The organism is Actinokineospora alba (assembly GCF_004362515.1).
Taxonomy (GTDB): domain Bacteria; phylum Actinomycetota; class Actinomycetes; order Mycobacteriales; family Pseudonocardiaceae; genus Actinokineospora; species Actinokineospora alba.
The window spans coordinates 4,353,986-4,376,738 of sequence record NZ_SNXU01000001.1 but is presented as its reverse complement, the minus strand read 5'-3'; the positions used below and the strand labels follow the sequence as shown (position 1 = coordinate 4,376,738).

General features: G+C 69.6%; 24 protein-coding genes. 8 read left to right on the top strand and 16 right to left on the bottom strand.

From position 1 onward, the window contains the following. Position 1: 1 nt before the first annotated feature. Together C8E96_RS20230 and sph are read left to right on the top strand one after the other, a co-directional pair. Positions 2 to 406, top strand: a complete 405-nt coding sequence (locus C8E96_RS20230) for a hypothetical protein (protein ID WP_091374723.1) — start codon at positions 2 to 4, stop codon at positions 404 to 406. Positions 407 to 452: 46 nt separating this feature from the next. Beyond that, a complete protein-coding gene (gene sph, locus C8E96_RS20225) occupies positions 453 to 1,397 on the top strand; it encodes a sphingomyelin phosphodiesterase (RefSeq protein ID WP_091374720.1) in 945 nt (314 codons plus the stop codon). Here the strand turns inward: sph and C8E96_RS20220 are convergent. Then, a complete protein-coding gene (locus tag C8E96_RS20220) occupies positions 1,385 to 1,963 on the bottom strand; it encodes a pyridoxamine 5'-phosphate oxidase family protein (RefSeq protein WP_091374717.1) in 579 nt (192 codons plus the stop codon). The genes sph and C8E96_RS20220 overlap by 13 nt on opposite strands. A 57-nt stretch (positions 1,964 to 2,020) precedes the next feature. Between C8E96_RS20220 and C8E96_RS20215 the strand changes: the two genes are divergently transcribed. After that, entirely contained in the window at positions 2,021 to 2,470 is a 450-nt protein-coding gene (locus tag C8E96_RS20215) for a MarR family winged helix-turn-helix transcriptional regulator (protein ID WP_091374714.1), read from the top strand. Here the strand turns inward: C8E96_RS20215 and C8E96_RS20210 are convergent. The 14 genes from C8E96_RS20210 to C8E96_RS20150 form a co-directional block, all read right to left on the bottom strand. Beyond that, on the bottom strand, positions 2,440 to 2,997 hold the full coding sequence (locus tag C8E96_RS20210) for a carboxymuconolactone decarboxylase family protein (protein ID WP_091374711.1): 558 nt from the start codon (positions 2,995 to 2,997) through the stop codon (positions 2,440 to 2,442). The genes C8E96_RS20215 and C8E96_RS20210 overlap by 31 nt on opposite strands. Positions 2,998 to 3,064: 67 nt before the next feature. After that, positions 3,065 to 4,252: a discoidin domain-containing protein gene (locus C8E96_RS20205; protein ID WP_133794604.1), complete on the bottom strand. Its 1,188-nt coding sequence runs from the start codon at positions 4,250 to 4,252 to the stop codon at positions 3,065 to 3,067. Between the two features lie 1,055 nt (positions 4,253 to 5,307). Further along, a complete protein-coding gene (locus C8E96_RS20200; RefSeq protein ID WP_091374704.1) occupies positions 5,308 to 5,847 on the bottom strand; it encodes a phage tail protein in 540 nt (179 codons plus the stop codon). After that, the gene (locus C8E96_RS20195; protein WP_091374701.1) at positions 5,847 to 7,790 is read right to left on the bottom strand and encodes a putative baseplate assembly protein; all 1,944 of its coding nucleotides are present in this window, start codon (positions 7,788 to 7,790) and stop codon (positions 5,847 to 5,849) included. The genes C8E96_RS20200 and C8E96_RS20195 overlap by 1 nt, the downstream gene beginning before the upstream one ends. Further along, positions 7,790 to 8,197, bottom strand: coding sequence for a GPW/gp25 family protein (locus C8E96_RS20190; RefSeq protein ID WP_091374700.1), 408 nt, complete (start codon positions 8,195 to 8,197; stop codon positions 7,790 to 7,792). The genes C8E96_RS20195 and C8E96_RS20190 overlap by 1 nt, the downstream gene beginning before the upstream one ends. Positions 8,198 to 8,233: 36 nt before the next feature. Continuing rightward, positions 8,234 to 10,141, bottom strand: coding sequence for a phage baseplate assembly protein V (locus tag C8E96_RS20185; RefSeq protein WP_091374697.1), 1,908 nt, complete (start codon positions 10,139 to 10,141; stop codon positions 8,234 to 8,236). Continuing rightward, positions 10,141 to 10,959 carry a LysM peptidoglycan-binding domain-containing protein gene (locus tag C8E96_RS20180; protein WP_091574662.1) on the bottom strand — a complete coding sequence of 273 codons (819 nt, stop codon included), beginning with the start codon at positions 10,957 to 10,959 and terminating at the stop codon, positions 10,141 to 10,143. The genes C8E96_RS20185 and C8E96_RS20180 overlap by 1 nt, the downstream gene beginning before the upstream one ends. Positions 10,960 to 10,969: 10 nt before the next feature. Then, positions 10,970 to 11,422, bottom strand: coding sequence for a phage tail protein (locus C8E96_RS20175; protein ID WP_091374693.1), 453 nt, complete (start codon positions 11,420 to 11,422; stop codon positions 10,970 to 10,972). Positions 11,423 to 11,437: 15 nt separating this feature from the next. Then, positions 11,438 to 11,905 carry a phage tail protein gene (locus C8E96_RS20170; protein WP_091374692.1) on the bottom strand — a complete coding sequence of 156 codons (468 nt, stop codon included), beginning with the start codon at positions 11,903 to 11,905 and terminating at the stop codon, positions 11,438 to 11,440. 9 nt (positions 11,906 to 11,914) lie between these two features. Then, positions 11,915 to 14,119 (bottom strand): eCIS core domain-containing protein, encoded by a 2,205-nt coding sequence (locus C8E96_RS20165; RefSeq protein ID WP_133794601.1) that lies wholly within the window; start codon positions 14,117 to 14,119, stop codon positions 11,915 to 11,917. A 16-nt stretch (positions 14,120 to 14,135) separates the two neighbouring features. Next, positions 14,136 to 14,288, bottom strand: a complete 153-nt coding sequence (locus C8E96_RS33415; RefSeq protein WP_091374686.1) for a DUF6760 family protein — start codon at positions 14,286 to 14,288, stop codon at positions 14,136 to 14,138. Continuing rightward, positions 14,285 to 14,677: a hypothetical protein gene (locus C8E96_RS20160; protein WP_091374682.1), complete on the bottom strand. Its 393-nt coding sequence runs from the start codon at positions 14,675 to 14,677 to the stop codon at positions 14,285 to 14,287. The genes C8E96_RS33415 and C8E96_RS20160 overlap by 4 nt, the downstream gene beginning before the upstream one ends. Further along, positions 14,674 to 15,135 (bottom strand): phage tail protein, encoded by a 462-nt coding sequence (locus C8E96_RS20155; protein WP_091374679.1) that lies wholly within the window; start codon positions 15,133 to 15,135, stop codon positions 14,674 to 14,676. The genes C8E96_RS20160 and C8E96_RS20155 overlap by 4 nt, the downstream gene beginning before the upstream one ends. 26 nt (positions 15,136 to 15,161) lie before the next feature. Further along, on the bottom strand, positions 15,162 to 16,694 hold the full coding sequence (locus C8E96_RS20150) for a phage tail sheath family protein (protein ID WP_091374677.1): 1,533 nt from the start codon (positions 16,692 to 16,694) through the stop codon (positions 15,162 to 15,164). Between the two features lie 206 nt (positions 16,695 to 16,900). Between C8E96_RS20150 and C8E96_RS20145 the strand changes: the two genes are divergently transcribed. Both C8E96_RS20145 and C8E96_RS20140 read left to right on the top strand, forming a co-directional pair. After that, positions 16,901 to 17,515: a Pvc16 family protein gene (locus C8E96_RS20145; protein ID WP_091374674.1), complete on the top strand. Its 615-nt coding sequence runs from the start codon at positions 16,901 to 16,903 to the stop codon at positions 17,513 to 17,515. Beyond that, the gene (locus C8E96_RS20140) at positions 17,512 to 17,907 is read left to right on the top strand and encodes a PAAR domain-containing protein (protein ID WP_091374672.1); all 396 of its coding nucleotides are present in this window, start codon (positions 17,512 to 17,514) and stop codon (positions 17,905 to 17,907) included. Before C8E96_RS20145 ends, C8E96_RS20140 begins: the two co-directional genes overlap by 4 nt. Positions 17,908 to 18,589: 682 nt before the next feature. Here the strand turns inward: C8E96_RS20140 and C8E96_RS20135 are convergent. Continuing rightward, positions 18,590 to 19,141: a hypothetical protein gene (locus C8E96_RS20135; RefSeq protein WP_133794599.1), complete on the bottom strand. Its 552-nt coding sequence runs from the start codon at positions 19,139 to 19,141 to the stop codon at positions 18,590 to 18,592. 158 nt (positions 19,142 to 19,299) lie between these two features. Between C8E96_RS20135 and C8E96_RS20130 the strand changes: the two genes are divergently transcribed. Genes C8E96_RS20130 through C8E96_RS20120 form a run of 3 tightly spaced genes read left to right on the top strand, consistent with a single transcriptional unit; the run spans position 19,300 to position 22,632 of the window. Beyond that, on the top strand, positions 19,300 to 20,397 hold the full coding sequence (locus tag C8E96_RS20130) for a GNAT family N-acetyltransferase (protein ID WP_091374668.1): 1,098 nt from the start codon (positions 19,300 to 19,302) through the stop codon (positions 20,395 to 20,397). Between the two features lie 33 nt (positions 20,398 to 20,430). Continuing rightward, positions 20,431 to 22,014 (top strand): succinic semialdehyde dehydrogenase, encoded by a 1,584-nt coding sequence (locus C8E96_RS20125; protein WP_091374665.1) that lies wholly within the window; start codon positions 20,431 to 20,433, stop codon positions 22,012 to 22,014. A 21-nt stretch (positions 22,015 to 22,035) separates the two neighbouring features. After that, a complete protein-coding gene (locus C8E96_RS20120) occupies positions 22,036 to 22,632 on the top strand; it encodes a hypothetical protein (RefSeq protein ID WP_091574659.1) in 597 nt (198 codons plus the stop codon). Positions 22,633 to 22,753: the final 121 nt, after the last annotated feature.

Below are 22,753 nucleotides of genomic sequence, written 5' to 3'. Positions count from 1 at the left end.
CATGAGCGGCAACACCAGCACAGTGGTGACCAAGGCGATCGTGGCGCTGAGCGCCCTCTACGCGGCGGGGTTCGCGGTGTGGATGTGGGTGTGGCCGCAGGCGTTCGCCGACTACGTGGGCTTCCCGAACCACGAGCACTTCCTCCACGACCTCGGCGCGTTCCACTTCGGCATCGCGGTCGGGCTGGTGGCGGCGCTGATCTGGCGCGATTCGATCCTGGTCGTCCTGACGGGCTTCGCCGCGGCCAACCTCGTCCACACGCTGAACCACGCGATGGACCTGCATCTCGGCGGCGCGACCAAGGACCCGTACCTCATCGGCGGGCTGACGCTCATCGTCATGATCGGTGTGGTGGTCAGGTGGCGACAACTCGGTGCTGCCCGGGTGAACGCCGAACAAAGGTGAATGTTTTTCCTTGCCCGGGGCACGCAGAGGCCGCACAATCCCTCCCATGCGAACGCAAATGTTATTCACGTCACTGCTCGTCGCTGGGCTCGGCCTCACCGCCGCGCCCGCACAGGCCGCGCCCACGGCACCGAAGATCGCGAGCTACAACGTCTTCATGCTCTCGCGGAACCTGTACCCGAACTGGGGCCAGGTGACCAGGGCCGACCTGATCGACCAGCAGAACGTGCTGGCCGGGCAGGACATCGTCGTGCTGAACGAGGTGTTCGACAACGAGGCGGGCGACCGGCTCCTGCGCAACTTGTCCGACACCTACCCGCACCAGACGCCGGTCGTCGGCCGGTCCCGGTCCGGCTGGGACGCCACGCTCGGCGGCTACTCGGACTACACGCCGGAGGACGGCGGGACCGCGGTGATCAGCCGGTGGCCGATCACCCGCAAGGTGCAGCACGTCTTCACCCAGCGCTGCGGCGCGGAGCCGATGTCGAACAAGGGCTTCGCCTACGTCCGGCTCAGCTCGCCTTCGGGTCCGATCCACGTGGTCGGCGTGCACGCACAGGCCGAGGACGGCAGCTGCTCGGTCTCACCGGGGTCCGTTCGCACCTCGCAGCGCGCCGAGATCCGCGCCTTCCTCGACCGGCAGGCCATCCCGGCGACCGAACCGGTGTACGTCGCGGGCGACCTGAACGTCATCGGGGAAAGCGCCGAGTACGGCCAGATGCTCACGTCACTGAACGCCCGGGCGCCACGGCTGACCGGCCACCGGTACTCGTGGGACTGCGTGACCAACAGCGTCTGCAAGGGCCAGTACGGCAACGCGGCGCCCGAGCATCTCGACTACGTGCTGTCGATCAACGGCCACCCCGGCGGCGACTTGATCAACGACACGCGGGCGGTCAAGAGTCCGACGTGGAAGGTGACGTCGTGGTTCACGACCTACAGCTACAACGACTACTCCGACCACTACCCCGTGTTCGCCTACGGAGCCTGAGGCAGCGGCAGCGGGAGAGCGGGCAGCCCGTCGAGGCTGGTGCCGACGTAGTCCTTGGACTCGCAGTAGGCGGCGAACTCGGCATCGGTCTTGCGGCCGAAGAACTCCTCGTGCAGCGTGCGGTCGCCCTGGTAATCCATGAGGGGAACGGCGTAGCCGCACGTGTCACTGATCCGGTCGGCGGTGACCACGATGATCGCGCGCGCCGAGGGCTTCTTCCCCTCGGGGATCTTGGCGATGAGCTCCGGCCAGCGCGGGTCGTCGCGGAAGACGGGCTCGCCGCGGCCGTGGATGCGCACGATGTTGGGCGGGCCCTCGAAGGCGCACCACATCACCGTGACGCGCCCGTTCTCCCGCAGGTGCGCGATGGTCTCGGCGCCGCTGCCGCCGAAGTCGACGTAGGCGAACGTGCGGTCGTCGAGGAGCGCGGAGGTACCAGCGCGGCCTTTGGGCGAGAGGTTGACGTGGCCGTCCTCGCTGAGCGGTGCGGTGGCGATGAAGAAGAGCGGCTGCCGCTCGATGAAGTCCCGCAGCCTGCCGTCGATCCGCTCGTATGTTTTGCCCATGCGCCCAGTATCTGTGGGGTGCGCCTAAAGTAAAGCGAGTTGACCAGAGGAGGGTCCATGGCCGCCGAGATCCCCGCACTGCTGGCGATGGCGTTCCGATCGGTCATGGACGAGGTGCACGAGCACCTGGCCGCCGAGGGATTCGGGGATGTGCGGCCCGCGCACGGGTTCGTCTTCCAGTACCTGTCGCACCGCGAGGGCGCGACGGCCGTCGAACTGGGGCAGCACCTCGGGGTGACGAAGCAGGCGGCGGTGCAGCTCGTGGACGAGCTAGAGCAGCGCGGATACGTCGAGCGCAGACCGCATCCGACCGATGGGCGCAGCCGGATGGTCGTGCTCGCGCCGCGCGGATGGGCGTGCGTCGAGCGGGTCGTGGCGGTGTGGACGGAGATCGAGCGGCGCTGGGTGGACCTGATCGGAGCCGACCAGGTCCACCGTCTGCGCGCGGATCTTCGGGCGATCGTCGCGGAGTCCGGTCAGCCGGTGGCGCTGCGCCCCGTGTGGTGAGGATCCCACCGGTATGGCTCGAACTCCGCGTCGAGCGGCGCGTCGGTGAGGCGGTTCGCGAAGGTGGACAAGGTGTAGGTGCCGACGCCGAGCACGACGTCCAGCGCGTTGCGGTGGGTGAAGCCGGAGGCCAGGAAAGCCGCCAAGTCCTCTTCGGACACTCCACCGCTGGTCGCCAAGACCGCGGTGGTGAACTGCCGCAACACTTCCAGGCGGGCGTCGTCGAGCGGCTTGCCTGAGCGCAGCGGCTCGGCGACGTCACCGGGCAGCTTCGGGGTGTGCATGGCGACGCAGTAGTGGCACTCGACCCGGGTGGCCATCGTCATGACGACGACCTCCCGCTCGACCTCGGTCAGCGTCGAGCGGTCGAACACCGCCACGCCCGCGAGGAACGTGCTCAGCAACTCGGGTGACTCGGCCATGCGTGCGACCGGCTCGGGCACGTAGCCGAACTTGCGGGTGGTGGCTTCGATGATGGGCCGCGCCTTGTCGGGCGCGGTGTCGATCGTGTGACTGACGAACGTCAAGAGACCTCTTCTCCGTGGGGATACGGATCAAGGTAGGCGTTCCTCGCGAAGTAGTCAAGTAGCTTGACTAATCTTTCTGGAAGAGTTCGATCTCGCTCACCGCCAGGTCTGTCCCCTTGACCGAGCGGAACAGCGAGACCACGTGGATCTCCACGCTGGTGGCGCCGTCTCCGTTGGCGATGTCGATCTCCTGCGGGTCGGGGTGGTCCTTGAGCGTCACGTCCGCGGTGCGCCCGGTGTTGAAGACGAAGTGCAGCCGCTCGGCCCGATGCCTGCTCTGGAAGCCCTCCGCGGATCCGTTGCGGACGAGGGCGCGCGAGACGGAGACCTCACGGTCGAACCGGAGGACCAGCGTGGGCTCGGGGCCGGTGCCGGGGGCAGCCCAGTAGGTGTTCTTGAGGCCGTCCGTGGCCGCGAAGCCGGGGTAGTCGGGCAGTTGCGAGTTGGCCGTGACCTCGACCGGCGAGACCGGCACGTACTGCTGGAAGATGATCTTCTCGGCCTGGTGTTTGAGCGCGAACGCCCGCTCGTTCACCCACCCCCTGAACTGCCCGGAAACCCCGTAGACGATCCCGGCGACAAGCAGAAGAACGGCCGCGACCCGCCGCACCGCCCGGAAGGTCGCCAGGAAGGCCTCGCCAACCTTGGACTTCCCGCGTCTGCTCCCTTTAGGACGGTCGCCGGACTTGCGCACCTTGGCGCCGGTGCGGGGAATCAGCCGCTTCCACCACGGCCGCTTGACGACCTCAGCCTCGGCCAGGGAGGTGCCGCAGCGGCTGCAGAACTTGCGCGTCTCGGCGTTGCCCTCGCCGCAGTCGCCGCAGATGAGGTCGCCGGGCTTGAGCTTGCGGGTGGGCGGCCGCTTCTTGGGTGGCGGCGCTTTCTTGATTTCCTGCGGGAGGACGGCGTCGGGCTGGGGGCCGCCGGGGGTGACGGGGACGACGAGGTTGCCCGCGGCCTCGCTGTCGCCGTTGGTGGAGGGTTTGGGCAGTTCGAGGCTGACGGGGTCCGGGGGCGCGGCCTTGACCGCTGTCGGAAGAGTCGGCGCGGCGGTGGCGACGGCTGGCGCTTTTGGCGCGGGCAGGGCGATCGCCGACGGTTTGGCTGCCGTCGGCAGCGCGGGCGGCGTGGCCGCGGAAGGTGTCGCGGCGCCTGGGGCGGCCGGGAGCTTCGGCCCGGATGGGGCCATCGCCGATGACTTGGCCGCATCAGGCAACGCGGGCGGGCTAGCCGCACCGGCAGCCAGGGAAGGCACCGCCGCCCCTGCTGCGGCCGGAAGCTTCGGCGCCGATGGCGGAGCGGCCCCACCGGTGGCCGCCGGGGGTGCCGCGGCGCCTGGGGCGGCCGGAAGGTCAGGTGCGGGCGAGGTTGGCGGAGTCGCGGAAGCGGAAGGAGTCTGCGGCTTCGACAGCCCCGGCGGGCCCGCTTCCGCCGCCTCTGCCGAGGTGGGCGGTGTCGCGGCGCCTACAGGCGCGGAGGCACCGGAGTGAACCGGCGGCCTGGTCGCAGTCGGTGCGGCGGCACCCGACGAAGCGGGCGCCGTCGGGGCGCCAGGAGGTGCGAGCGGTGCCTGCGCCTTCGGCGCAGCGGGAGGAGCAGGTGGCGCGGGCGCGCTCGGTGGAGCGGGCGGTGTCGGAGCACCCGGGGACGCGGGCGGAGCTGAAGCACCGGATGCCGACGGAGGTTTGGGGGCGCCCGGTGGCGGGGGCGGTGTCAACGCTCCCGGAGGAGTTGGTGGCTTCGCGGCGTCAGGAGGGGCCGGAGGCTTGGGGACTCCCGGGGGCGCGGGCGGTGCCAACGCTCCCGGAGGAGTCGGTGGCTTCGCGGCGCCCGGAGGGGCCGGAGGCTTAGGAGCCCCAGGCGGAGCGGGCGGCTTGGCCGCGCCCGGAGGGGCGGGCGGCTTCGCAGCACCCGGAGGGGCGGGGGGCTTGGGAGCTCCCGGTGGCGCCGGTGGGGCGGGCCGTGCGCCAGGTGCGGCTGGGGCACCTGGTCGGGCGGGCGGTGCGGGTGCGCCGGGGCGAGCCGGGGCGGCAGGTGCTCCCGGGGCGCCTGGCCGGGGCGGCCCACCCGGAGGGGCGGCCATCCCCGGGCGCGTGGTCGGCGGCACCGGCGGCCGGTCCCCCACGTCCAAATACAACGCCGACTGAAGGCGCGCGAGGAACCCGCGCTTCTGTGGCTCCTCCTCTTCCTCCTCCACCACCGGCGCGGGCGGCGGCGCGACCTTCACGCCGGTCCATTCCAGGAAGCCGCCGCACTTTCCGCAGAAGGCGTCCGCGTCGGCGTTGTGGTAGCCGCAGCTCTTGCAGGAGATCATCGGGAGCCCACCTCCACTCGGTGCACCACGTGGGCGGGTTTGGCCGCCGCGACGGCGGCCTCGACCAGGTCCAGCGGCGCCGCCTCCGGGTCTTCCACCCGCACTCGGACGGCCAGCCTGGGGCTCGCCTCCCCCGGCAGGCCCGCCGCCGGGTCACGCGACCAGGCGACGCCGCCGCTGTCCGCGATCTCGACGTTTCCGCCGGTCAGGACCTCAAGGTTCGCCCGCAGGCCCGCCACCGTGCCGCGCATGCGGTACATCTCCACCGCGGTCCCGACGACCGCCCGGCGCCGTTCGATGGGCCAGCCCTCGTCGAGTTCGATGCCGACCCAGCCTGACAGCCACTCCAGGAAGTCCTCGGGCGCCAGCAGCGGGTCGAAGTACTCCACCAGGCAGTCCAGGGTGGCCAGCACGGGCGCGACGACGTCGTCGAAGCCCGCCATGAACCGCTCGGTGAACGGGTCCTCCTGGTACACCGCGGGCAGCATCTCCAGCATGGGCGCCGCGGTCACCAGGCCAGGCACGAGCCCGCGCATCAGTGTTCCTCCACCTTCACGTGGTGCTCGTAGCTGAACACCAGGCTGTACCGGTCGACGTCGAGCCGCTGGGTTTCCTCGCCGCGCTCGCCGGTCACCGGGTTCGCGCCGAAGAGCCGCACGTCCTCGACCATGTCGACGCCGCGAACCCGTTGCAGCAGCGCGTAGACGTCTCCGGCCTGCACGGGCCTGCCGAACTGCCAGCCGCGTCCGTCCGGTCCGCCGGTGATCGGGTTGAGGTGCCCGTACAACGCGGCCAAAGCATCCGCGCGGACCCGGGCGCGGTCGACGCGCGGGCGGGCGATGACCCTGGCCACGACGGTGACACCGCGGTACTTCGGCGGCGAGACCAGGACTCTGGTGCCGATGAGCCGCACCTCGTCGAGCCGGTCGGTGATGCGCGTCAGCGTGTCCTCGCCGGGAACCAGATCCGCGAAGGTGATCCGGTTGTCCACCTGGGCGGCCGCGGGGACGACCAGCACCCGAACGGATCCGGCGTCGACGTCGTCGTCGCCCGCGGTCACGCAGCGGACGCGGGCGATGTCCGGCGCGGCTTCCTGGGTGATCGCCTCGTAGTCCTCCGCGGTGACCGCACGACTTCGGGTGCGCAGCAGGATCGGCCCGCGCGCCTTGGCCTGCTCGACGGTCTCCCCGTCGACACCGCCGGACGCGCTCTCCAGGTTCTCCACGCCCGACACGAACGGGATGGACGATTTGAGGGTCCGGATCGCGCCCGCGCCGACGTTGCCGACCCGTCCACCGCCGACCGCGTAGCGGCGCAGCCGGATCGTGCCGCCATGCGGCGGAACGGCCCCGTACTGCCGCAGCCCGCCGTCCGGCTCGCGGATCGCGGGTCCGAAGTGGATGGTTCCGGTGACGGCGTCGAGCAGGTAGTGGCTGTCCTCCGGGGTGCTCGCCGCGAAGTGCTGGACCTGGGTCCAGGGCTGCCACCCGTCCTCCGAAGTCACCTCCAGGATGGCCTCACCGACGACCGGCCCGTGTTCGACCAGGAACTCCTGTCCCGGCACGCCTTCCGACAGCCCGAGGACCTCGTCCTCGATGACGTCGCAGTGCCCGGACACGACGGTTCCACCGACGGTGCTCGCCGCGAGACCGGCGATGATCGGCGCGGTCCGGTACTTCGGGTACTCCTCGTCGACCTCGATCACCCGGGCGCGCAGCCAGCCCCCTGGCTCGTCGCCGAACACGGCGGTCTCGTGGTCGGACGGCACGTGCACCAGCACTTCGCCGTCGACGTTGAGCGCGCCGGTCGCGTCGCGGCTGACCAGGCACTCGACCCACTCGGTGCCGTTGAACGCCTCCCACACCAGCGGCGGGTGGTCGGGGTGCACGCCGTAGCCCTCGACGGTCGCGTCGACATCCAGCCGCACCACGCAGTTCGGGACGGCCGCGGTCAGGCCGACGAGCAGCACATCGCCGGGCACGGGCACATCGGTGAACGCCGGGAACCGCTCCCCCATCCGGAGTTCCTCGGTGCGCAGCGTCGGCTCGTCCTCGCCGTGGCGCCAGGTCCCTACGGCGTGCAGCGAGCACGGGATGATCGACAAGTCGCGTGTGGTCGAGAAGACGATTGACTCGTCGACCTCGGTGCGAATCGTCGCGACCGAGGTGCCCAGCGGGATCCCCACCGTGGTGATCGCGGGCGCGGACAGCCAGAACGTCACCGGAACCTGGGCCGGGGTGGCCGGGATCAGCCGCAGGCCGATCATGTCGAGGAACTTGACGTAGAGCCGGTCGGGCACCTGGTTGAGCCGGAACAGCAGCTGATCGGTCATGAACGCGAACGTCTCGATCAGGGTCACCCCGGGGTCGGAGACGTTGTGGTCGGTCCACTCAGGACAGCGGCGCATCACCATGCGCTTCGCGTCGTCGACCAGGTCCTGGAAACGGCGGTCGTCGAGGTTGGGGGTCGGCAGCGCCATCAGTAGTCACTCCCGTCCTCGGGGATGGAGTAGAACGGGAAGACCAGGTTGCGCCGGTCGTTGGTGTCCTTGATCTTGTAGCGAATGTCGATGTAGAGCGTGCCCGCCGCGTACGGGTCCGGGGTGACGTCGACCTTCTCGACGTCGACCCGGGGTTCCCAGCGCAGCAGCGCTTGGCGGACCTCGTGGGACAGCTCGGCGATGGTCTCCATGTTGGCCGGGCGGAACACGAAGTCGCGGATGCGGCTGCCGAACTCCGGCCGCATCGGCCGCTCGCCGGGGTAGGTGGCCAGGATCAGCCGCATCGCCTGCTCCAGCTCCACCTCCCGCCGGACCAGGGCGATCCCGCCCTGCGATCCGACGCCGAGCGGGAACGCCCACCCGGCACCGACGAAGTCCTGCGACATCACACACTCCTGTCCTAAAGTCACAGTTGAGCTTGATCAGTTCAGTTTCACCGTCTTGCCCTTGATCTCGGTGATCCCTTCTGCCTCGACCTTGACCGTCTTCCCCTTCAGCGACAGCGCACCGGTCGTCTCCACGTTGATCCCGCCCATGCCTGCCTTGATGGTGATCGCACCCATGGCGCCGCATTCGATGACCAGCTCGCCCTTGCCCTTGCTGATCGGCTTGGCCGGGTCGCAGACGAGCTTCACCGTCCCGGCCGCCTGGTCGATGTGCAGCGAGAGCTTGTCGTCCTTGGTGCCCACCACGATCTCGGACTTGTTCGGCGGCGCCTTCCCCGGCGGGCCAGGGGGAAGGTCGTCGGTGAACAGCAGCCGGTTGCCCGCGGGCGAGGCGAGGCCACGCTCGACCACCGCCCCGGAACCGTCGACCGCGGACTTGAGGTGGCCGAAATCGGAGTTGTCGTTGATCAGTCCACCCAGGACATACGGGCGCCGCGCGTCGCCGAACTCGAAGCCCACCAACACCTCGTCACCGACCTCCGGCAGGAACAGCACTCCGCTGCGCCTGCCCGCCCCGACCTGGGCCACCCGGGCCCAGTCCGACTCGTAGTTCGGCGACAGCCACGGCATCGCGACCTTCACCCGGCCGGCTTTGTCGGGGTCCTTCGCGTTGGTCACCACCGCGCACACCAGCCCGTCGAACGGACCCCGCTGGCTCGCACCCGAGGACGCCAGGCGCAGCAGCGACCGGTCCTGTCGGCCGCTGACGAAGAACTTGGTGTGGTACCCGCCTTCCAGCGGGTCGAAGATGTGCCGGGCGTTGGTCACAACCCATTTGCCCGCGAACTGCTTCGGCACCCCCGCGATCGTCACGCTGCCGCCCGCCTGGATCGACGGATCGCCATAGGCGTCACCCTCCGCCTCGGCGAACGTGCTGGACACGTGCTCCGCCAAACTCTTCGCCGCCACCTGCGCGACGCTCTCCGCGCTCGTACCGCGCCCCATCGGCCGGTTGACCACGACATAAGCGGTGTTGCTCGGCGCGGTCCCCATGTCCAGCGCGGGCATACCCGGCAGGGCGGGCGGCGCGGGCATGGTGATCGGCAGCGACAGCCCATCGGTGAACGAGTTCGCCAGCGTGGCCGGAAGCTGGCCGTCGATCTTCACCGACCCGGTCTCCGAGTTGGCCTTGCCCACCGCGACCCGGGCCGCTTTCGAGTCCCAGACCCGGACCTCGACATCCGGGGTCAGGTTCGCCGCCGACAGCCGCGGCAGGAACGTGTGCAGGTTGTCCTTGAACGTCAGCGTCGAGCCCAACCCGACCATCGAAGCCGCCGCGTCCATCAGCCCACCGCCACCAGAGCTGCCGGAAGCCTTGCGGAAGAAGAACTTCCCGCCCGCCACGCCGGTCTCGTAGCCGATCTCGCGGGCCCGGTCGGTGAGGAAGTCCCAGTCCGTCTGCGACACCTGCGCGATGTGGTCGTGCGCGGTGGTCGTCGCGTCGACCGTGCCGATGCGCAGACCCGCGTCCCGGGCGACCTGGCTCGCGATGTCGGAGTCCTTCATGTTGACGAACGTCCGGGTCCGCCTGGCCCGCTGCAACCGGTGCGCCTTCTCGTATCCGCGCACGACGGTCAGGATCATCGAGTCCTGGCACAGCGCCTCGACGGCGGTGACCTCGCCGGTGATCAGCGACTTCGTGTCCGTCGACCCGGCGCGGTTCGCCTTGATCTCGACGACCGAGCCGATGCGCAGCCCGGAATCGTCGAGGAACGTGCCCGCGTTGTCCAGGAACGTCAGTTCGAACATGTCCGGCAGGTGCAGGTGGGTGTCGACGACCGCGCGGATCAACAGCTGCGAGTGGTTGGGCATCATCGGGATCCCGACCGGGTGGCCGACCAGGATCGCGGGCATCACGATGCCCGTGCTGCTCCCACCCGGCATCATCGGCTGCTCCCGGTGGTCAGCTCATCCGGGTTTGGCAAGTAGACGGTCTGGCCGGGTCGCAGCCTGCTCGGATTCCCGATCCGGTTCACCTCCGCGATCCGGCGCCACAGGCCGGGCCTGCCGTAATGCGCCATGGCAATGGATTGCAGGGTGTCGCCAGAGGACACGGTGTGCGTGCGCCGCCCAGGAAGGCCGCCGGACGTCGGGTTCGTGGGCAGGCTCGCGAGCGCGCTGGGCTGCTCACGCATCGACAGGTCGATCTCCGCGCGGATCGGGATGCCGGTGAAGTCGAAGCGCACGTAGGAGATCCCGACGCTGACCAGCCGGACCTGGTACATGAACGCCACCATCGGCGGCCCCCACTGGAAGGTGATCTCCGGCAGCGTGGTCTCCAGGGTCGCCCCCGCGATGCCCATGCTGCCGATGCCGCTGAACGGGCTCATCCACCGCAGCAGCTGGTCGCAGCGCAGCTTCGCCGTCACACCCTCGAACACGATCTTGCTGATCGAGATCATCGGCGCCTGCACGGATTTCGTGATCGTGCCGGACGCGCCGCCGGGCACGTGCAGGGCGTGCATGTTCGGCTTCGCGGTATAGCTGGCGCTGCGCTTGATGGAGATCTTCTCCGGGTTGAAGTCGAACGGCACGACACCGGGCGTCAGCGGGTTGACGCAGTAGAGCATCGCCGGAACCCGGGCGCCCGCGATCATGGCCGCGCTCACCCCGGCGCCCACGGCCGCGCTCGCCGCGCCGACCACCGCTCCCCCACCGGCGGCGGTCGCCACGCTCGCCCCCACGCCCACGCTCATCGTCATCTCGCGCTCCCTACAGGAAACCCTCGTGCACCAGCGTCAAACTCTCGATCGCGATACCCAGGGTCATCGCGTCCAGGTCGGGCCCCTTCCAGCTGCTCGGGTAGACGTTGCGGAGCTGCCACGACGACACTTCCTTCGCGTGCGCGTCATAAAGCGTGATCTGCGCGGTGCCGCCGGGGGCGCCGATCATCGACTGCACCCACCCGTTCGCCCGGTCCCGCAGCCACTTCTGCACGCTGTCCGCGCCCGCCTTGTCCATCGCGCGCTCCAGCGTCACCTCCGGGTACTCCAGGTGCCCGGGCAGGATCGGCTCGTAGAGGTAGTTCGCACCTTCTTTCACCTTGTAGGGGTTGAACTTCACGGCCAGGCCCTTGCACCGCGCCCACCCGCCGAGGTCCACGCCGTCGACGGACACGTGGAATCGGACGGTGAGTGCGAGCATCGCCGACATGCTGAGCGCCACGGCGGATCATCTCCCTTACTGGCGGAGTTTGAACTCGTCGTCGAGGAATCCCTTATGCGCCAGTTCCAAGCTCTCCAGGGAGACCTGGCTCGCGCCCGCGTCGAAACCGTTGATGGACCACTTCACCGGCATGACGTCGCGCAGCTCCCACTCGGTGATCACCCCATCGTCCTTTTTGGACCCAAAGAGTTCGATCTTGCCAACGAAGACGTCACTGGTGAACGAGTTCTTGCTCAGCCACGTGCGCACCTTCTTTGTCTCCTCGGAGACGGCGCGGGTGAGTTTGATGTTGCTGTACTTGGTGTTGCCAGGAAAGTAGAACCGGTCGTTGCCGCCGTCTCCGGTGCGGTACTCGGCCACATCCCAGCTCACGTCGAGACCCTCGGCCTTGAACCAGCTGCCGAGGTCGTAGTCCTTCATGCCGGTCATCGTGACGACGAACCTGTTGGACAGGCCGATCTTGCTCGCGTCGCTGAGAGCCACGGTTTCCTCCTACCTGAAGTCGGTGAGCCAGCCGGACCGTTCCCGGTCGACCAGCAGTTCCAGGCGCAGCCTGCTGCGCACCCGGTCGTAGAGGCGGGCGGTGAGGTCCTCCAGGTCCACCCGGTCGAGGTCCACGGGTTCTTCCTCACTGCCGTGCATGTCCGCGGCCCCGGTGCCCGCGCGGCTCGTGCTCGACGTGGCGGAGTCGGGGCGGCGCCCGCCGCGGAACGTGTCGTCACCCGTGGGCTCGCTGAAGCTGACCGTGTCGCCGAAGGTCCCGCCCGCGTCGCTGAGCCGCTCGGTGGCGCCGGGAGCCGTCCGGCTTCGTGTGGCGCTCGTGGAGTCGGTCGACGCGGACAGGGCGGCGGCCAGGCTGAGTCTGCTCGCCGCGCCCTGGGCGGTCTGGCGGGCGCGCGGGTCGACCAGGTCGGCGCCGCTGCGCGTGGTGAAGCTGACCGTGTCGCCGAATGCGCCGCCCTCCTGCGGGTTGATCGGGCGCGGTGTGGTGGTCGAGCCCCGGCCGCCGCCTTGCTCCTCGCGGTCGAGGGCGCGCTCGATGCGTTCCAGGTCGGCGTCGCCGAGGTGGCTGATCAGGGACCCGCCCTGCTCGGCCTGCTCGGCGTTGAGCGCGTCGAGCAGCTCGGTTTCCATCTCCTGGCGGCGGGCGGCCCGGTCGAACGTGCCGGACCCACCGCCTCCAGCGAAGCGGGTGGAGGTGGTGGGCGAGGTGGCGTCGGCCCCACGGCGCTCGGTGAAGCCGACCGTGTCGCCGACCGCGCCGCCGACGGTGGTGGGCAGGCCCGAGGTCAGGCGTGGACCGCTGGGTGTGCGGCCGCCTGAGGGGGTGGGAGGGGTCCACTCCTCCAGCACGCGGTGCGCGGTGCTCTCGGCGATCTGATCGATCTCCTCGCGGGCCTCGCGCTCGAAGTGCGAATGCACTGGGTCGGGCGGGGTGACGACGGTGGGCGCGAGCTGCGCTGGCCCGGACATGCTGGGCTCGGCGGCCTGCGGCTGCGGCGGGTGGATGAGCGGGGTGTCGGCGAGACCGCCGTACTGGCGTTCGGCGGCCACAGCCTCGGCTTCGAGGCCGCGACCTTCCGGTGTGGACAGTGCGGGCAGCGAGCCCAGGGTGCGCTGCTGCACGACGTGGACGAGTTCGTGCGCCAGCAGGGCTTTCGCCTTGGTCCCGCTGGTCGGCCCGGCGGACTCGGGCAGGAACACCGCGCCGTCCTTGGCGAACGCGCGCGCTCCCCGCGACCGGGCTTCGGCATCCACAGTGGGTCCGCGAAACACCGGCACCGCGGAGACGTCCGCGCCCCGGTCACGCTTCAAGGTGCCTGCCAGGTCGGGAGGCACCTCGTCGCGCACGATCTGTCCGGTCACCCGCGGCAACGGCTCACCGCCCGCCCGGTACACCAAGGGTGGCGGGGCGGGAGGCGGCTCCGGCGGTGGTGGAGCCGGGGCGGGTGGCGGTACTGGGGCGGGTGGCGGAAGTTCCTCCTGGGCCGCTTCGACCACCATCGGTGGCTCGGCGGGTGGGACGAACGGTTCGTCGGCCGGGCGCGAGACCGGGCTGCCCAGGCCGAGCCTGCGGGTCTGCCCGAGGCTCGGCCTACGCCTGGTGGGCGGCGGCGGTTCGGCCGACCGGACGACCTCCGCCACCCGCGGCGGGAGCACCGGCTCGGGGGTGGGGATTCGCGGGTTGGCTGGGATGTTCGACGGGATCGACAGCGGCCGGTCGGGCACGACGGACGGGAAGGACGGCGTCGGCGGGGCCGGGTCGGGCTCGGGTGTGCTCTGCTGCATCCACTCCGGGACGTAGCGCATCCAGCCTGGGGCCCGGTACGGCTCCGCCGGTTCCCGCGCCTCGCCGACATACGCTTCGGTGGCCTCGGTGAGCTGTCCGACCGCTCGTCCTTTGTGGACCTTTGGCCGCTGCGGCAGCGGCTCGGCGGCGGGCCGGGCGGCGGGCAATGGCAGTGCCCGCGCAATTCCCTCGACCCGCCCGATCGCGGGCGGGACCTGCGATCGGACGACGGCCGTGCGGCCGGGCAGCGGCGGCTGCACCGGCGCCGGTCCGGTCACCAGGGGCGCGTCCGCGGCGAACGTCGTGGGCATGGGCGGCACCAGGACCCACTCGCCGCGAGCCCGCTCCGGCGCGGGGGCCGGGGCCGGTGCGGTGGTGTGTGACGCCCGTCGGAATGGCCAGCGCATCCGGTCCCTCCCCTGCTCATTCGTCGAGTCTGCTGTGGATGCGGCCGATCTCGGTGATCAGCCGGTCGCGCACCGGGTGCTCGAGGTCGAGGATCGAGTCGAACGTCCAGTGCAGGTAGTAGGCGACGTACGCGACCTCCTCCCACAGGCGGTCGGGCGCGTACGTCACGATCCCCCCGGGGCATCACCTGCCACGTCGACCGCGAACCCGGTTCCGCACTGCGGGCAGTGCACCGCGACCTCGGTGTGCCCGTCGGCGTTGATGCGCCGGTAGAGGTCCTGCAGGAAGGCCATGTCGGAGGCGAACAGGTTCTCCACGACGAACGTGTCCACAGAGGCTAGATCGCCGAGCGTGGTGATGGTCCGCTCCAACAGGAGCACGGTCAGGTACGCCGGGTTCTGCTTGGACCGCTGGTCGGCCTGCGTGGTGATCTCGTCGCGCGCGGTCGCCAGCCGCATCACGCCGTCGCGGTGCACCCGGCCGTGCTCGTCGACGAACCCGCGGGGCAGCGTGAACGGATACTCGGTGCGCAGCCCCGCTTCCTGGGTCAGGGTCATACGGACACGCGCTGGATGCGCTCGGACACGATCGTGACCGTCTCCATGAGCACCTCGCTGGACCCGGCCTTGAGCGCGCCGATCTCCAGCTTGGACGGCCAGGCGTGCTCGAGGTGGTAGCGGGCGACCGGCTTGCCGTCGGTGCCGTACATGATGAGCGAGCAGCTCTTGCGCGCCGCGACGATGTCGCCCATCAGCACGGCCTCGTGCCACGCCCACAGTTCCATGCTGGCGTTCTTGCCGCGCTTGAGGACCAGCGTGGCGGGCTTGGTCTTGCCGGGCAGCTTCTTGAGCACGACCTCCTTGTCGGTCGACTCCATCAGCTCGACGGGTTCGACCTCGGTGGTGATGCCCTGCAGTTCGGAGAACGAGGCGATCTCGTAGCCGTCGATGGTGATGGAGAACCTGGCGGCGGTCAGCGCGTCGTTCGGCTGGCTGGAGTTGAGGCCTGCGGCCATGGTGCGTCCTTCCTAGCTGTGGAGGTCTATTCCTCGAGGCCGGCGCCTTCGGAGAACTGCGAGATGCGGAAGACGACGAACTCCGCGGGCTTGACCGGCGCGATCCCGATCTCGACGGTGAGGATGCCCGCGTCGCGGTTCTCCGGCGGGTTGTTCTCCTCGTCGCACTTGACGAAGAACGCCTCCGCCGGGGTGCGGCCGAACAGCGCCCCGTCGCGCCAGACCCGGCGCAGGAACATCGTCACCGTGCGCTTCACCGAGTCCCACAGCTTCGGGTCGTTCGGCTCGAACACGACCCAGTTGGTGCCTTGCAGGATGGACTTCTCGACGTAGTTGAACAGCCTGCGAACGTTGAGGTAGCGCCATTCCGGGTCGCTCGACAGGGTGCGCGCCCCCCAGACCCGGATGCCCTGGCCGCGGAAGGAGCGGATGCAGTTGACCGCGATCGGGTTGAGCAGGTCGTGCTCGCCCTTGGTGATGTTGAGTTCCAACGTCACCGCGCCGCGGATGACCTCGTTCGCGGGTGCTTTGTGGACACCGCGGCTGGAGTCGTTGCGGGCCCAGATGCCCGCCATGTGACCGCTCGGCGGGACGAAGACCTGCTTGCCCGCCACCGGGTCGGCGACCTTGATCCACGGCCAGTACAGGGCGGCGTACTTGGAGTCGTAACCCGCGAAGTCCATCCGCCAGTCCTTGACCTCCTGCGCCTTGAGCCCGGGCGGGGTGTCCAGGATCGCCACGCGGTCGGCCATCAGCTCGCAGTGGGCGATCATGGCCAGCTGCACGGCCTTGACGTCGTCCATGGTCAGCGCGCCGCGCTGGAAGGCCGCCATCAGGTCTGGCACGGACAGCATGGTGATCTCGTCGATCGCCTCCAGGCCGCCGAAGCCGGTGCGGTCCGAGGAGTTGCCGACGTACTCGGTGGCGTCGACCTTCTCCGGCACGGGCGGCGGCGCGGTCAGCGCGGTCTCACCCGCCTTGGGCACGGCGAGCGCCTTGCCCTTCGTCTCCTCGACGTTGATCAGCTTCGACTGCTGTTTCACCACCGTGGCCACGTTGTTCGGCCCGCGTTTGGTGCTGACGTTGTCAAAGGTCTCGACCGGCTCGCCGGAGCGCTTGACCACCAGCTTGAAGGTGTCGTCGCCCTCTTCCGAGGCGGGCGCCACCTCCACGGTGAGCTCGGGGTCGACCGAGCGCGCGGTGATGGTGAGGCCCGCGCCGCTCGTGCCGGGCAGCTCGGCCATCGGCACGGACGTGATCTGGCCGTTCGTGTGGCCGTTGCCCTCCGCGCCCGCGCCGCCGACGCGCACCACGTAGGCCACGCCGCCGCCGTTCTGGAAGTACCCGTACACGGCGTGCGCGAGGTAGTAGCCGTCGACGAAGTCGCCGAAGTTGGTCTTGAACTGCGTCCAGTTGGTCACCAGGACGGGCTCGTGCAGGGGGCCGCGCTCGGCGAACCCCACGAACGCGGCGACAGCGGTGCCGACCGCCTCGATGGGCCGCGAGCCGGAGGACACCTCCTCCATGTACACGCCTGGCGCTAGATAGCTGCTGGCCATCGAAGGATCTCCCTACACCGTCGGGTGGGCCGGGTCCCAGACCGCGGGACTCGTGTCCCGAGCTTGCTGGGCGGGCCGGGTCGAACGCAGTCGTCCGGGGGCGGGGCCTGGGGCGGCCAGGACCGCCCCTTCGGGCGGACTCCGCGCACCGAAGGGACGGGCGGCGGACCGCTGCGGCGGGTGGTGGCCGCGCCCACACTGTTCGGGTGATCACCGAGGTGGACGACGCCCTGTGCCTGATGCTCGGCCGCTGCCTGCCGGAGGGGACGGCGGTGCGGCTCGACCCGCCGAAGCCGACCTGGCAGACCGAGCGCCCGTCGAAGGTCCTCGACCTGTTCCTCTTCGGCCTGCACGACGACCCCCGCGGCCGCGAGTCCGGCTGGGGCGAAACCCGAGACGAACGCGGAGCGGTGCTGTCCCGACAGCAGCCCGCACGCAGATGCGCACTGTCCTATTTGGTCACGGCCCGCGCCCCCGGCGTAGGGGACGAACACCGGCTGCTGGATTTGGCCTTGCGCACCATGATCTTCGCCGACTCAATCCCCGCCGACTGCCTCAGCGGCACCCTGGCAGAAACCGGCGACCCGGTGTTCCTTTCGGTGTCAAGGGATGACCCTGGCGAACTGTGGAGCAGCCTCGGCATGCCCGCCCGGGCGGCTTTCATCATCTCGGTGAGCGCGCCTTACCTGCCGCCCGTCGAGACCGACCTGGCGGCACCCGCCGAGCGGATCACGTTGCGCTCCAACCAAGAGGTTCCCGCCCCCCTGGCGCCGGCGGGCAACAAGCGATGGGTGCGCACACCGGTCGGTGACCCGACATGAGCTTCGCGGCCAAACAGGGCGACAAGGTCGTGGGGACGGATAATCACATCGTGATGGTCCCGTCCCCTGGCGGGCCGGTACCGACGATCACGCCACTGCCGTTCACCGGCACCATCACCGGCGGTTGCAGTACGAACGTGATGATCGGCGGAGCGCCGGCGGCGGTCACGGGGAGCACGGTGACGAACTCCCCACCGCATATTGTGCCGCCACCGTCGACGTTTCAGGTGCCGCCGACCAACCAGGGCACTGTCCTCAAAGGAAGCTCCAGCGTCCTGATCAACAACAAACCGGCCGCCCGCAACGGCGACAAGGTCAACACATGCAACGACCCGGCACCGCTACCAAAGGGCACCATCATCGCGGCGGGCACCGTCATCATCGGCGGCTGACGACCCCCACCGCCGGACTGCTGCACCCACCACAATCCCTAGTCACTCCACCCCATCTGTCCCCGCCTCCCCCGCCTCGAAACAAGCGGCACAAACACGACTCCACACCCCCAACTACAACGGGGTTGCCCTTGCGGTCTTTGGCTTTTAATCCCTGCTCTACCCCCTGCCCCCTCGTCCTGGCCATCTTTAACTCTCGATCATCGGTGTCAAGGGTCGCGCAGCGATCGCGCAGCGACGGCGCTTGCGCCGCCCTTGACGCCGATGATCGAGAGTTAAACAATTGTAGCCGAGGGGGAATTTCCCTTGGGAGCAAACAAGAACTCGGGGATCAACGTGGTGGGCCCCTCTGGCTCGATTGTTTAATTCTCGATCATCGCTGTCAAGGGCGGCGCAAGCGCCGTCGCTGCGCGATCGGCAAGCCGACCCTTGACAGCGATGATCGAGAATTAAAAGCGGCCAGGACGAGGGGCAAGGGGGAAATGCAGGGGCGAAGAGCCGTCCCCGAAGGTGACCACGTTCGGAGGTCAAGGGCCAAGAGCTGTCCCTGAAGGTGACCACGTCCGGAACTGTAGGACGAAGAGCATCATCCCGGGGCCGACCACGTTCTAGGTGCAGGACGAGGAGCGATCGCTAGGAGGATCTGGTCGTCCAGTGGCAGGGTAGGGAGCTATCCCTCGTGTCAGCGGCTCACCAGTGGGCCGGGGGCGAAAGGGACTGCCACCAGCACCATCATGCCGACCGCCGAGAGTTCGTGGTCGTGTCGGGCGAACCAGGTGCGGGCGTCCGGTGAGCCGTCCCAAGGTGGTGTGTCCTCGTGGTGGGGCAGGGCCGACACCTCCAGCGCGTAACCGACTTCCCCCGATACCCGAACCTCTCCCCGCATGTAACCCACCGCACACTTGCCGGTGAACGCCATTCTGTTCGGTGGGCGGAAAGTGCGGCCCGCCTGGGTGAACACATGTCCCGCACCTGAGGTCACCCGTGCCGTCGTGGAGCCGATGCCGCCGACCATCACACCAGTGGCCACGTCTCGCACGACGGCCAAGCTTCTGGTGCGCACCTGGGAAACCGAAGCGTCAGGGAGCGTGGTGGTGGTCACGTCCAAATCGCCGCGCAGGGTGAGGGAGACGGCGACGGCGACGTGTCCGATGTCGACTGCGGCGGCGGCTATCGGGGTGTCCGGCAGGGTATAGCGAAACGCCTGGGCCTGGGAGAATTCCGATGTACCCACCATGTCGCCGCCTCGCCGCGTGTGGTCCGGAACCGACCGTAGGCCCCGTCCGCCCGCGGCTACGAGGGCCGAAGGGGCAGCGGTTGGGGCGGCAACCCATCACATGCCCGAAACATCGAGGCCCCCAGCCGGCAATCTTCGCCATGCATCCTCGAAGCATGGACACGACCACCGCGACCCAGCCCACGACCTGGCGGCTGCGAATCCGCCTGGACGATCGTCCAGGCACGCTCGCCCGGGTCACCACCCGCCTCGCCGCGCGGGACTGCAACGTTCTGGGGCTCTCGGTGCTCCCGGTGCCCGGCGGCGTCATCGACGAGATCGTCGTGAGCACCCCCGCAGGCACCGAGCCCGCGTCCCTGATCGACGACATCCGCGCCGAAGGTGGCCGCTGCGTCGGCATCACGCGCGCCCAGGTTCGGCAGATGGTCGACCGGACCACCGCCGCCCTGCGCGCCGCGGGGGCCGCCCTGCGCGACCAGGCCGCGACCGCCGAGGCTGTGCGGACGATGCTCGGCGCCGACTCGGTGCGCGTCGCCGAAGCCGGTGACGTCGAGTCCGACCAGAGCGGACACCTCGCGGTCCTGCACCTGGGCACGGACACCACCCTGGTCGCCCGCCGCGGGTGGGCGCCGTTCACCGAGGTGGAGCTGGCCAGGGTCGCCGCGTTCGGTGAGGTCCTGACCGCCGGTGTGATCGCCGCGGGCGCTCCGAGCGCGGTCATCGCGAACAACGGCGCGGGCATCGTCCTGCGCCCCGGCACGCCCGCCGACGGCGACGCGGTCGCCGACCTGCACGCCCGCTGCTCAGCCCAGACCCTCTTCGCCCGGTACCACTCGGGCCTGCGCACCCTCCCCCGCCGCTGGCTGCACCGCCTGCTGCAGCCGCCGCGGGGCAAGACGCTGCTGGCGCTGTGCGGCACCGAGGTCATCGGGATGGCCCAGCTCATCCGCACCAACGACCCGGCCGAGGCGGAGATCTCGCTGCTGGTCGAGGACGGCTGGCAGCGCCAGGGCGTGGGCACCGCGATGATCGACCGGCTCGGCGCCATCGCCCGCGCCGAGGGCCACCGGCGGATGATCGCCTGGTGCCTGTCGCAGGAAACCGGGTTCGAACGGGCCGCCCGGTCCTCCGTGCATCCGGTGACGGTGCGCTACGAGGACAGCATGCTCCGCGTAGCCATCACGGTGGACCCATCCCTCCAGCCGGATGACGTGACCGCCACCACTGCGACGGAAGGTGCTACCCGGAAGTAACATGGGCGCTCAGTGTCGAGCGAAGGAGCCCCCATGAGCACGGCCACGACCTCAGCGACCATCGGTGGAGTAACCGGCGCGCCCACGGTGGTCCGTGCGACCGAACTGGTCGATCGCGCCGTCACCGGCACCGACCCGTCCACTGTGCAGATGGCCGCGCCCTTCACCGGTGAGCCCATCATCACGCTCCCGCAGATCGACGACGCCGACGTGCGCCGCGCGTTCGCCCGGGCCCGGGTGGCCCAGGCGAGTTGGGCGGCCACGTCGGTGGCCGACCGGTCGCGGATCTTCCTGCGCCTGCACGACCTGTTGCTCGAGCGGCAGAACGAGGTCCTCGACATCATGCAGGTCGAGACCGGCAAGTCCCGCGTCGACGCCTACGACGAGGTCGCGGTCACCGCGATGACCGCGTCCTACTACGGCCGCAAGGCCGCCAAGTTTCTCGCCCCGCGCAGGCGCGCGGGCGCGCTGCCGGTGTTCACCCGGACCACGCAGGTGCGCCACCCCAAGGGTGTCGTGTCGATGATCTCCCCGTGGAACTACCCGCTCGCCCTCACCGGCATGGACGCCATCCCGGCGCTGATCGCGGGAAACACCCTCGTGCAGAAGCCCGACAACCAGACCGCGCTCTCCGCGCTGTGGCTGCAGGAACTCGCCGAAGAGGCCGGGCTGCCCAAGGACGTCTGGCAGATCGTCCTCGGCCGCGGCTCGAAGATCGGCACCGCCCTGATCGAGGAGGCCGACTACCTCGGCTTCACCGGCTCCACCGAGACCGGCAAGGGTCTGGCCGCGAAGGCGGCGGCGCTGCTGACCAGCTACTCGATGGAACTCGGCGGCAAGAACCCGATGGTCGTGCTGCCCGACGCCGACGTCGACAAGACCGCCGCGGGCGCGGTCACCGCGTGCTTCTCCTCCGCGGGCCAGCTGTGTGTGTCGGTGGAACGCATCTACGTCCACGAAAGCATCCGCGACTCCTTCACCCGCGCGTTCGTGGCGAAGACCAAGTCCGTCAAGATCGGCGCCGAGCTGTCCTACGGCCCGGATCTGGGCTCGCTGACCTCCGCCGAGCAGCTCAAGACGATCGACCACCACGTCGAGGACGCCCGGGGCAAGGGCGCCACCGTGCTGGCGGGCGGCAAGCCGCGCCCGGAACTCGGCCCGCTGTTCTACGAGCCGACGATCCTGACCGACGTCCGCGAAGGCATGCTCCTGTTCGCCGAGGAGACCTTCGGCCCGGTCGTGTCGATCTACGGCTACAGCGACGAGCAGGAGGCCATCGACCAGGCCAACGCCACCCGCTACGGCCTCAACGCCAGTGTGTGGACCCGCAGCAGGCGCGCGGGCGAGCGGGTGGCCAAGCGCATCCACGCGGGCACGGTCAACATCAACGACGGCTTCGGCGCCGCGTTCGGCAGCCTGGACGCGCCGATGGGCGGCATGGGCGAGTCGGGGGTGGGCAGGCGCAACGGCGAGGAAGGCATCACCAAATACACTGAGGCGCAAACGATCGCCGCGCAGCGCGTGGTTCCGTTGCGTGGGTGGAAGAGGGTCCCGTCGAAGGCGTGGACGAAGGCACTGACGATCGGCCTGAAGGCACTCAAGCGCCTGCCACGCTGATCGGCGGACAAGGGGGAGTCAGTGCGGTCAAAGCTCACGGTGTTGTTGGCTGGTGCGCTGCTGGTGGCGGGATGCTCGGATTCCATCGGCGGCAAACCGCAGTCAGGGCCGCCTGGCATTGAGCTGACCGACACGAAGAAGGAGCCCGGCGAGACCTCGTCGGGCGGGACGAAGATCAACGCGACCGGCGCGCCGGTCCTCCCGAAGCGGGTCGGTGAGGATGCGGGCGTGGTGGCCGAGGACGGCTCACGGCTGGTCACGTTTCGGCTGGACAAGGTCGAGGTCGATCCCGAGTGCACCGCGCCCGAGGCCAAAGAGCCGGAGAAGGGCCACTTCGTGGTCTTCACGATGACTGTGGAGCCGATGGAGAAGTACTCGGACGAGCTCAAGCACCTGCATGCGGGGTCGTTCGAGATTCTTGGGGATGACGGGGCCGACACCCTCGTGTCGACGCCGGCCGCGAATGCGTGCTTCCCGGAGTCCGAGCAGCTCACCCGCCATTACAAGCCGGGCGAGAAGACCACCGGCAAGATTGTGTTCGACACCAAGTACAAATCGGGGAACGCGGCGCTGAAGAACGGCGCCGCCGATGGGACCGGGTGGGTCTGGGAGTTCTGAGCCCGTCCGGTTCGCCGCGGCGGGTGGCGTTCGGGTGCCTGTTGGGTGGTTCGTGGCGGTCTTGGTCTCGGGGTGCCTGTTTGGGTGGTTCGCCTTGATTCGGGGACCCCGGAGAAGGACC